Origin of the sequence: Bacillus sp. BML-BC051 (assembly GCF_019656175.1) — a bacterium.
In the GTDB taxonomy this organism is placed as follows: Bacteria; Bacillota; Bacilli; order Bacillales; family Bacillaceae_G; genus Bacillus_A; species Bacillus_A mobilis.
In genome coordinates this window covers 1-9,857 of record NZ_BPLI01000110.1, presented here as the reverse complement: position 1 = coordinate 9,857, position 9,857 = coordinate 1, and the positions used below count along the sequence as shown (strand labels likewise).

Annotated in this window: 13 protein-coding genes and 1 other annotated feature; of the genes, 10 read left to right on the top strand and 3 right to left on the bottom strand. The window is 36.1% G+C overall.

Annotated elements, in window-relative coordinates; translation table 11 throughout:
* The first annotated feature begins 374 nt into the window (after window positions 1-374).
* From K5S59_RS28925 to K5S59_RS28890, 8 genes are all read left to right on the top strand, one after another.
* Window positions 375-746, top strand: a complete 372-nt coding sequence (locus tag K5S59_RS28925; protein ID WP_120449426.1) for a DnaJ family domain-containing protein — start codon at window positions 375-377, stop codon at window positions 744-746.
* Window positions 747-756: 10 nt separating this feature from the next.
* Window positions 757-1,071: a thioredoxin family protein gene (locus tag K5S59_RS28920; RefSeq protein ID WP_001091214.1), complete on the top strand. Its 315-nt coding sequence runs from the start codon at window positions 757-759 to the stop codon at window positions 1,069-1,071.
* A 13-nt stretch (window positions 1,072-1,084) separates the two neighbouring features.
* Window positions 1,085-1,336 (top strand): hypothetical protein, encoded by a 252-nt coding sequence (locus tag K5S59_RS28915; protein WP_120449428.1) that lies wholly within the window; start codon window positions 1,085-1,087, stop codon window positions 1,334-1,336.
* A gap of 127 nt (window positions 1,337-1,463) precedes the next feature.
* Window positions 1,464-1,607 (top strand): hypothetical protein, encoded by a 144-nt coding sequence (locus K5S59_RS28910; protein ID WP_000817982.1) that lies wholly within the window; start codon window positions 1,464-1,466, stop codon window positions 1,605-1,607.
* An 80-nt stretch (window positions 1,608-1,687) separates the two neighbouring features.
* Window positions 1,688-2,269: a TetR/AcrR family transcriptional regulator gene (locus K5S59_RS28905; protein ID WP_001254436.1), complete on the top strand. Its 582-nt coding sequence runs from the start codon at window positions 1,688-1,690 to the stop codon at window positions 2,267-2,269.
* A gap of 66 nt (window positions 2,270-2,335) precedes the next feature.
* Window positions 2,336-3,568, top strand: coding sequence for an MFS transporter (locus tag K5S59_RS28900; RefSeq protein ID WP_000992551.1), 1,233 nt, complete (start codon window positions 2,336-2,338; stop codon window positions 3,566-3,568).
* Between the two features lie 56 nt (window positions 3,569-3,624).
* Window positions 3,625-3,876 (top strand): helix-turn-helix transcriptional regulator, encoded by a 252-nt coding sequence (locus K5S59_RS28895; protein ID WP_002070345.1) that lies wholly within the window; start codon window positions 3,625-3,627, stop codon window positions 3,874-3,876.
* Between the two features lie 12 nt (window positions 3,877-3,888).
* Entirely contained in the window at window positions 3,889-4,281 is a 393-nt protein-coding gene (locus tag K5S59_RS28890) for a hypothetical protein (RefSeq protein ID WP_000514002.1), read from the top strand.
* Window positions 4,282-4,323: 42 nt separating this feature from the next.
* Here K5S59_RS28890 and K5S59_RS28885 read toward each other — a convergent pair whose 3' ends face one another.
* Both K5S59_RS28885 and K5S59_RS28880 read right to left on the bottom strand, forming a co-directional pair.
* Window positions 4,324-5,607, bottom strand: a complete 1,284-nt coding sequence (locus tag K5S59_RS28885; protein WP_098872290.1) for an MFS transporter — start codon at window positions 5,605-5,607, stop codon at window positions 4,324-4,326.
* A gap of 108 nt (window positions 5,608-5,715) precedes the next feature.
* Window positions 5,716-7,029, bottom strand: coding sequence for an alkaline phosphatase family protein (locus K5S59_RS28880; protein ID WP_120449430.1), 1,314 nt, complete (start codon window positions 7,027-7,029; stop codon window positions 5,716-5,718).
* A gap of 154 nt (window positions 7,030-7,183) precedes the next feature.
* Here K5S59_RS28880 and K5S59_RS28875 point away from each other — a divergent pair, with 154 nt between their 5' ends.
* A complete protein-coding gene (locus tag K5S59_RS28875; RefSeq protein ID WP_000383867.1) occupies window positions 7,184-7,477 on the top strand; it encodes a YesK-like family protein in 294 nt (97 codons plus the stop codon).
* Window positions 7,478-7,570: 93 nt separating this feature from the next.
* Window positions 7,571-7,777, top strand: a binding site (T-box leader).
* Between the two features lie 46 nt (window positions 7,778-7,823).
* Window positions 7,824-9,254, top strand: coding sequence for a proline--tRNA ligase (gene proS, locus K5S59_RS28870; RefSeq protein ID WP_098258686.1), 1,431 nt, complete (start codon window positions 7,824-7,826; stop codon window positions 9,252-9,254).
* Between the two features lie 114 nt (window positions 9,255-9,368).
* Here the strand turns inward: proS and K5S59_RS28865 are convergent.
* Window positions 9,369-9,857 (bottom strand): LPXTG cell wall anchor domain-containing protein (locus K5S59_RS28865; protein WP_220784117.1); only part of this gene is annotated, 489 nt, incomplete at its 5' end.

Sequence of the window (9,857 nt, the reverse complement as noted above, 5' to 3'; positions counted from 1 at the left end):
GGACTTTAATGGGCAGCCCGCCCCCCACCTAACTTCTTTGCTTTCGCTAAATATTGAGGTGGGGGTCTTACTGCCCATTAAAGCGGGATAAAAATGATCAGACATCACGAAGTCTATACAAGGGAGCTGGGGGTGATTAAATCGTAGCAAATGTAAGATTTGGTGTAAACGCTTTATTTGATTTGAAAAGACTTTCTCAATATGAAGTGGCTCTAATACAGATTACACATGAAAATAAAATATTGATTAGGGGGGAAAAGGCTTCTTGTAATTAAATTTGAGAAAAAATTGTATGAAGTCAATTTGTAATAGCGTAGCGAGATGAGGAAATATCATGTAAAATAATAGTAAAAATATGTAAAGGAGCGAATGGTGTGGATGTCTTTTTGAACATTGCTGAAGAAAAAATTCGACAAGCAATACGGAATGGAGACCTTGATCATATTCCGGGAAAAGGAAAACCACTACAATTAGAAGACCTTTCAATGGTACCTCCAGAGCTTAGAATGAGTTATAAAATTTTAAAAAATGCGGGCATGATTCCAACAGAAATGGAACTACAAAAAGATATATTAAAAATAGAAGACTTAATTGCGTGCTGTTATGATGAAGCAGAGAGAAAGGAATTACAAGAAGAGTTAACAGCAAAAACGCTTCGTTTTCAGCAGGTAATGGAAAAGAGAAAGATTAAAGATAGTTCAGCTTTTCGTATGTATCAGGGTAAAGTATTTCGTAAATTACGCTAAGAGGGATAAGATGAATACATTTGAAACGATAGAAGAATTAGCAACATATATTGAAGAACAACAATTAGTGCTGCTTTTTATTAAAACAGAAAATTGTGGTGTTTGTGATGTTATGCTAAGAAAAGTAAATAGCGTACTAGAGAATTATGATTACGTAGAGAAAGTAGAAATATTACTACAAGACATGCAAGAGATCGCGGGGCGATATGCAGTATTTACAGGGCCAACAGTTTTATTATTTTATAATGGAAAAGAGATCCTTCGTGAATCGCGCTTCATTTCACTTGAAAATCTAGAGAGAACCATTCAATTATTCGAAGATTAAGGGAGGCTTTTATATGGAATTTATTATTGTCATACTATTATTTGTTGTAGTTGGAACGATTGTAACAGCAGTGCGATCAAACAAAAAGAAGGTAAATCTTACGAAACAAAATAACATTCATAATTCATCTAACAACTCATCACCATTATTTCTCTTTGCTGGATCTGATAATGATAGCTCGCATGGAGGTTCACATGATTGTGGAGGATCTTTCGGTGGAGATAGCGGAGGCAGCTGCGATGGTGGCGGAGGTGGCGGTGATTGATGAGAATACGCCCTATATGGGGGTGTATTTCTTTTTAAACAAACATTTGATTAGTTGGCTTACATATGCATAAAAACAGTTAAACAAACGTTTGATTAATATTTTTAACGTAATAAGGGGAATAGAAATGAAAAGGGAACCGAAAGTGAAAAATAAGGGGAAAGTAGTGTTATTTTTATTAGCTGCGGGAGGCGTATTTCTTGTTAAATTAGGATTTAAAATTGGAATAATACATATGATTCGAATGTGGTTTGAAAGTACGTTTTCTTAAATAAGGAATATAGCCTCTTGTAATAGAGGTTTTTAATTTGTTATTATTAGACTGAACGGTCGGTTTAAAGAGGTGTGAATATGAGAAGAAGCGCAGAAGAGATAAAGAAAGAAATTGCCTATAAAGCAGAAAGTCTGTTTTCACAGAAGGGTTATGCAGCTACATCTATGGAAGAGATTTGTGAAATTACAGAGCGAAGTAAAGGAAGCATTTATTATCACTTTAAAAGTAAAGAAGAATTATTTTTATTTGTAGTGAAACAGCATACGTATGATTGGCTTGAAAAATGGAATGAAAAAGAGAAGTTGTATAGTACGAATACTGAAAAACTATATGGTCTCGCGGAATATCATGTCGAGGACATACAGCAACCAATTTCAAATGCAATAGAGGAATTCTCTATGAGCCAAGTTGTAAGTAAAGAGATTTTGGATGAACTATTGGCTTTAACTAGAGAATCATATGTTATGTTTGAGAAACTAATTGAAGCAGGCATACAGTCTGGAGAGTTTCGCGAAGATAATACGCGCGACCTTATGTATATTGTGAATGGATTATTATCGGGGCTTGGAGTACTTTACTACGAGTTAGATTATAAAGAGCTACAACGTATTTATAAAAAGGCAATAGATGTATTGTTAAAGGGAATGGCAGCTGAATAATAAGTCGGTTGCTTTTCTTACAAAATAAATTAGACCGAACGGTCGGTTTATGGAAGGGGAATGAAAATGAACGCCTTATTTAAAAACCGAGCATTTATGCTCGTTATGGCATCTGATATTTTACAACAATTTGCAATTTGGATCAGAAATATGGCTCTTTTATATTTCATAATGGAGCGAACGAATAATGATCCAGTTTCAGTTTCGTTGTTATCGGTTATGGAATATGCACCTATTTTTATTTTCTCGTTTATCGGTGGTGCACTAGCTGATCGCTGGAACCCGAAAAGAACGATGGTTGCTGGAGATGTATTAAGTGTACTGTCTATTATAGGAATTGTCTTGTTGTTAAAGCTGGATTATTGGCAGGCTATATTTTTTGCAACACTTATTTCCGCGATTGTAGGTCAGTTTTCTCAGCCATCATCTTCGCGTATATTTAAGCGCTACGTAAAAGAAGAACAGGTAGCAAATGCGATTGCATTTAACCAAACATTACAGTCATTATTTCTAATTTTTGGACCAGTGGTAGGATCGCTTGTGTATACACAACTTGGTTTATTTACATCACTATATAGCTTAATCATTTTATTTTTGTTATCTGCTATCGCTCTTTCGTTTTTACCAAAATGGATGGAACAAGAGCAAGTGACGAGAGATTCATTGAAAAATGATATAAAAGAGGGTTGGAAATATGTTCTTCATACGAAAAATTTACGTATGATTACGATTACTTTCACCATTATGGGCTTAGCTGTTGGACTAACGAATCCATTAGAAGTGTTTCTTGTAATTGAACGGCTTGGAATGGAAAAAGAAGCCGTTCAATATTTAGCCGCAGCTGATGGAATAGGTATGTTAATCGGTGGTATTGTTGCTGCAGTTTTCGCTTCAAAAGTGAACCCGAAAAAGATGTTTGTATTCGGTATGAGCATATTAGCGATGTCATTTTTAGTAGAAGGGCTATCTACATCATTTTGGATTACTAGTTTCATGAGGTTTGGAACAGGTATTTGTTTAGCTTGTGTTAATATCGTTGTCGGTACGCTTATGATTCAACTTGTACCAGAAAATATGATTGGAAGAGTAAATGGAACAATTTTACCACTGTTTATGGGGGCAATGTTAATTGGAACTTCGCTAGCTGGAGGATTGAAGGAGATGACCTCACTAGTTACTGTATTTTGTATAGCAATGACACTTATTTTATCTGCGATAGGGCCGGTTCTACGCATGCAAATAAATAAAGAAGGTGTCACTAATAAAGAGGAACGAACAAATTCGTTAGCTTCGAAATAACCATTGTAAGGGAGCAGAGTTGCTCCTTTTTCTTGTGGCAATCTTTTGACAATGAAATGCCCCAACTATATACTGATGATGTAAAAACGATTTTACAGGTTAGGAGAAATGGTGTGAAAAATCAAATCTATGAATTACGCACTGAAAACAATATTTCACAAGGTGCATTGGCTGATAAGTGTAAAGTTTCTAGACAGACGATAAATGCAATTGAGAATAATAAATATGATCCAAGCTTAGCGTTAGCATTCCGTTTAGCTGAAGTATTAGGAACAACTGTTGATAAACTATTTTTGTACAAGCTGTAGGGGGAGTAGTTGTTGGGGAAAGAGAAAATAAACCTTGTAGTTACGGCATTAGTGGCTATAAGTACGTTAGTGTTTGCACTTTATTATTGGTTAACTGAACTTCAAGTAAACTGGTATGCACTATTTATTTGTAGCATCGCATTACATTATATGTTTAAAAGTTTGGCATCGCATAATGTGGAAGGGACAACGGAGGAGAAAGAAGATGTAGAAAAACATGTATTAAGAACAAGTGCAAATGTTACGTATTATGTACTTGTTGTATTAATTTTTGGTTTGTTTTTCGCATCGGCAGGTTTTAATAAATGGATTGATTTTCATAACATACCGCTTTTGTTTGCGTTATGCGCTGCGATAGTTGTAAAGCCGGCTGTAGAATTTTTAATTGTAAGACGTTATCGATAAAATAAAGAAAAGATCCCCTTCTCATATGAAGAGGATCTTTTCTTATAGCATTTTCGTTTTTGGACTAGGTGGTGTAACGGATGTATCATTTTCGGGAACTCTAGTTAATAAGAATCCACCGATAATGAACAGTACAATAATACTGAGGACACCAGCGTTTGTTTTTCCTGTTAATTGCGTTGTAACACCGACTAATACGGGACCCATAATTGCTGCGAATTTACCAAAGATATTATAAAATCCGAAGAATTCATTTGCAGATTCTTTAGGTACTAGTTTTGCGAAATAGGAACGACTAAGTGCTTGAATCCCGCCCTGAGAAGTGGCAACTAACATTGCTAAAATCCAGAAATCGAGTGTCGTTTTTAAGAAATAAGCATATGTGCAGATAATGATATAAATAATAATACCGACATATAGCATCTTTTTACCTGTAAATGTTTCTGATAATTTTCCGTATAATAAAGCGAATGGACAAGCTACAATTTGTGTGACGAATAAGATGATTAATAGATTCGTTGCACTAATACCGAGATCTGTTCCGTAAGCGGTGGACATAGTAATAATTGTATCGACCCCATCAATATAGAAAAAGTAAGCGATTAGGAACATGAATACAGTTTTATATTCTTTAATATTTTTAAAAGTAGCAGCAAGGCGTTTGAAGCTCATTGTAATTGGTCTAGGGTGACGTTCAATATAGTGCGTTTGCTCTACGTTTTTTAGCATTGGAATCGTAAATAACCCCCACCAAAGAGCTGTTATCGCAAATGAAATTTGACTAGCAATACCAACAGATAAAGGGATAGTTCCTTTTTGAGAAAGAATAATAAGAGCGATACAACCGATAAAAGGAATAGTACTCCCAATATAGCCTAATGCGAAACCTCGCGTAGAAATTCGATCCATTCTATCTTCAGAAGTGACATCTACTAAAAATGCATCATAAAAGATGTTTGCCCCCGCAAAACCGATTAATGCGAGCATATAGCATCCTAGTAATAAGTACCACTGAGATGTTGGGACGACTGCTAGCATACTTGTAAATACGATACCGAGTCCAAAGAAGAATGTGAAAAATCGTTTTTTAAATCCTTTATAATCAGCAACTGTGCCGAGAATAGGAGCAAGTATAGAAATTAAAAGTGTAGCGAATGAGTTTGCATATCCCCAATATGCTGTTGAAGTTGCACCAGATAGTCCAGCTTCTTTTGCAGCTGCTTTAAAGTAAATTGGGAATAATGCAGTTGTAATGACGAGCGAATATACTGAGTTCGCCCAATCGTATAATATCCAGCTTTTTTCTTGTCTGGACATTTTTTTCATATAATGTTCCCCCTTAAATTTGTTCTACTAACAGTGTACAAAAATAAAAATTATAAAAAGAGAAACAGTGATGATTTTTACATAACTTTTACATATATACACAGTTCTTTACAATTGAAGTAAATCCTCTACAATTGATCCGTCTGTTTCACCTAAGTGTAAACCGAGTAGTCTAGCGATAGTTGGACCTTCATCAATAAGTCTCATATACGGGATGGTAACGCCGCTTTTTATCCCTTTCCCAGCAGCGATAAAAATTGTTTCATAGTTAGGTTTTGTCGGGGAGTATCCATGCGTACCAAATGTATATTTTTTACTAGGCGTAACTTCTTTTTCAGTAATTTCTTTTATAAAATCGCCTGTATAGTTTTCAGTGAAATAATAGCCTTCTCGCGCTTCTAACATAAATAAACAATTACCATCTGCACCGCAGTCTTTTGCAGCTTCATCATGAAGTATAAATTCAATTCCGTTTTGTTTATTTTGAAGTAGTTCTTCAAGTAGTAGTTGCACTTTTCGAATGGTATCTGTATCATTTTTGTCCTTCACATATACATAGGCAGATCCGTCACAACTTTGACAATAGGCCTTCCAGTCTACGAACTTTCCTTTGGAATTTATAAATATAAGCCCTTTTTGATGAAATAGTACATTTAATTGAATGGCTTTGTTTTCACTTAAGGCGCTATGATCACCAAGAGCTATAATTGTACTTTCTTCGTATAGATTACTGTCTTTTAAAGCTTGAATAATTTTCCCTAGCCGTTCATCATGTCTATGAATTGCAGCTATTGTTTCTTTTGATTCAAAGCCGTGATAGTGTCTTTGGGTGTCTAAATCGGTGAAATGTACAAACATGACATTAGGTTTTTTCGTCTGAATTGTATGCACAGCAGAAGCGAGTACGAAATCATCGAGTTCAGGCTGTGATAAGCCATTTCTTATATGACCAAAACGCTGATTTAAATCTAATTGATATAGCGGGCTACCACTAAATAATGAAACTAAAATTTGATTTTGCCACGGTCTATTTGGAAAAATTTCAGGTAAATTGTAATCAATATTTGCTCTGCCGGTGACAGGCCATAGAAGGGCAGCTGTCGTTAAATTTTCTTTACGTGCTTCATCGTATAACGTTGTTCCTTTAATGGATTTTCGGTACCAATGCCAATCGGGTGACTCACGTCCAGGTTGGAGTAACGTATTGCTAACTACGCCATGTTTATTAGGGTAGTTCCCAGTAACGATTGTTGAGTGACTTGGGTATGTTACAGAAGGATAAATAGGTTCCACTTTTCTCGCAATCGCGCCCTTATTTATTAATGTTTGGAAATTAGGGAGTTTTTGTAGTATAGGAAAATCTAAAGCTGATAAGCAATCGAAAGATAAAATAATGACGCGGTTTGTTAATGCTTTATCCATAAAGTTCCCTCCTGATTATATAAAACCTATTCTTATATATTACTATTAATACCTAGTAATAAAAATATATTTTTAGGTGAAAATTTATTATTTATTTTCAGAAAAGTTAAACATATAATTAAGTATAAGGGAATGAATGGAAGGAGGGAATACTGTGGATTGGCTAGATGGATTTAGTATCTTTTATATCATTGGCGGAATTACGATTATCCTTGTATTTGCTATTTCGTATTTACTAAAGAAACGGTTTCCAAACAAGCAGTTCGATATTATATTTGCACTTAGTTTAATACTTCTTTGCTTAGCATCCTTTCCAGTTACAATGATGATGATTGGTGGATGGGAAGGAATGGGATATGGATTTATTGGTTTCTTCGTTCTACTTGGTACACTTATCGGTATGATTGCACATCAACTTTTAAAAATCACGAGAAAAAGCTACGTATAAAACTGCAAAAAACGAAAAGAATATATAAAAATGAGAAAATTAGCTATTGTTTTAAAAAAGAATTTGTATTATGATAATCAACAAATTTATTTCGTTATAACGATGAAAAAGGACTAGTACATGTTTAACCTTTTTAGCAGAGAGAGAATCCGCCTGGCTGAAAGATTCTTAAAAAGATGATATGGAACCTACCTTTGAGTTCTGCATATGCAGCGGGAATTTCCCGTTATCAAAAAGAGAGCATGCGCAATTTTTGTGCATGAATCAGGGTGGTAACGCCGGCAAAGCTCGGTCCCTATTTAGGGACGCGGGCTTTTTTGTATTTTCAAAAGGAGGAAGACTGACTATGGCAAAAGAACAAGTACAAGCGATTACGAAGATGGAAGAGGACTTTGCACAGTGGTACACAGATATTGTGAAAAAAGCAGAACTTGTTGATTATTCAAGTGTAAAAGGATGTATGATTCTACGCCCGTACGGTTATGCCTTATGGGAAAATATGCAGAAAGTGATGGATGAGAAGTTAAAAGCAACTGGTCATGAAAATGTGTATATGCCAATGTTTATCCCAGAGAGTTTATTGCAAAAAGAGAAAGATCATGTAGAAGGATTTGCTCCTGAAGTAGCATGGGTGACACATGGCGGGGATGAAAAGTTAGCGGAGAGACTTTGTGTGCGTCCTACATCTGAAACTTTATTCTGTGAGCATTTTTCAAAAATTGTGCAATCCTATAATGATTTGCCAAAGCTATATAATCAGTGGTGTTCAGTAGTTCGTTGGGAGAAAACAACGCGACCATTCCTTCGTACAACGGAATTCTTATGGCAAGAGGGCCATACAATTCATGAAACAGCAGAAGAATCTCAAGCTGAAACGCTACATATTTTAAATCTATATGCTTCTTTCTGTGAAGATTACTTAGCGATACCAGTAATTAAAGGACAAAAAACAGAGAAAGAAAAATTTGCGGGCGCAAAGGCAACTTATACAATTGAAAGCTTAATGCATGATGGGAAAGCACTTCAAACAGGAACATCTCATAACTTTGGAACGAATTTCTCTGAAGCATTTGATATTAAGTTTTTAGATCGTAACGGTAAGTGGCAATATGTACACCAAACATCTTGGGGGGTATCAACAAGAATGATAGGTGGACTTATTATGGTTCATAGTGATAATAATGGGCTTGTAATGCCTCCTAAAGTCGCACCAGTGCAAGTTGTTATTGTGCCAATTGCTCAGCATAAAGAAGGAGTTTTAGCGAAAGCAACAGAGTTACAAGAACATATTCAAAAGGTTGCACGCGTGAAAATAGATGCTAGTAATAAAACACCAGGCTGGAAATTTAATGAGTATGAAATGAAGGGCATTCCAATTCGACTAGAAGTTGGTCCTAAAGATATTGAAAAGAATCAAGTCGTACTTGTAAGAAGAGATACGAAAGAAAAAGAATTTATAGCAATGGATCAATTAGAAGAACGTATTCCAGCGCTACTTGAGGAAATTCATAATTCTTTATTTAATAAGGCAAGAGTATTCCGCGATGAGAATACGTATAGTGTAACGAATTTCGAAGAGATGAAAAAAGTAGCGGATGAAAAGCAAGGATTTATTAAGGCAATGTGGTGCGGAGAGTTAGCTTGTGAAGAGAAACTAAAAGAAGAAGTCGGAGTATCTTCACGCTGTATGCCTTTTGAGCAAGAGCATGTAGCTGATGAATGTATTTGTTGTGGGAAAGAAGCTAAGCAAATGGTGTATTGGGGAAAAGCGTATTAATGCTTTTGTTGATAGAGGATGAAAAGGACTTTGGGCTGCATAATAAAATGCAATCCAAAGTCCTTTTTAGTTTTACAATTTATTTCATGTATGTTTTAGATGGAAGGATGTGTTTTATTTTACATTTTTACGGCGAATAAATAGTAACATACCGATTAAGAATGTTGAAAGACCTATTAAAATAGATGCAGGATAATGTGTTGCTGTATTAGGTAACTTATCACCTTGTTTTTTCTCATTATCTTTTACATTTCCATCTTGAGAGCCGTTGCCACCCTGAGAACTGCTATTGCCTTTAATACGGTTACCGCCCTGAGACCCATTACCGCCTTGAGAACTGCTATCGCCTTTAACACGGTTGCCACCTTGAGAGCCATTGCCGCCAGAACCGTTACCATCGGAACCGTTGCCGCCGGAACCACTGCCACCCGAGCCGTTACCACCCGAACCACTGCCACCAGAACCGTTGCCGCCCGAACCATTACCACCCGAGCCATTGCCACCCGAACCGTTATCACCGGAACCACTGCCACCGGAACCACTGCCACCGGAACCGTTACCACCGGAACCACTGCCACCCGAGCCATTACTACCCGAACCATT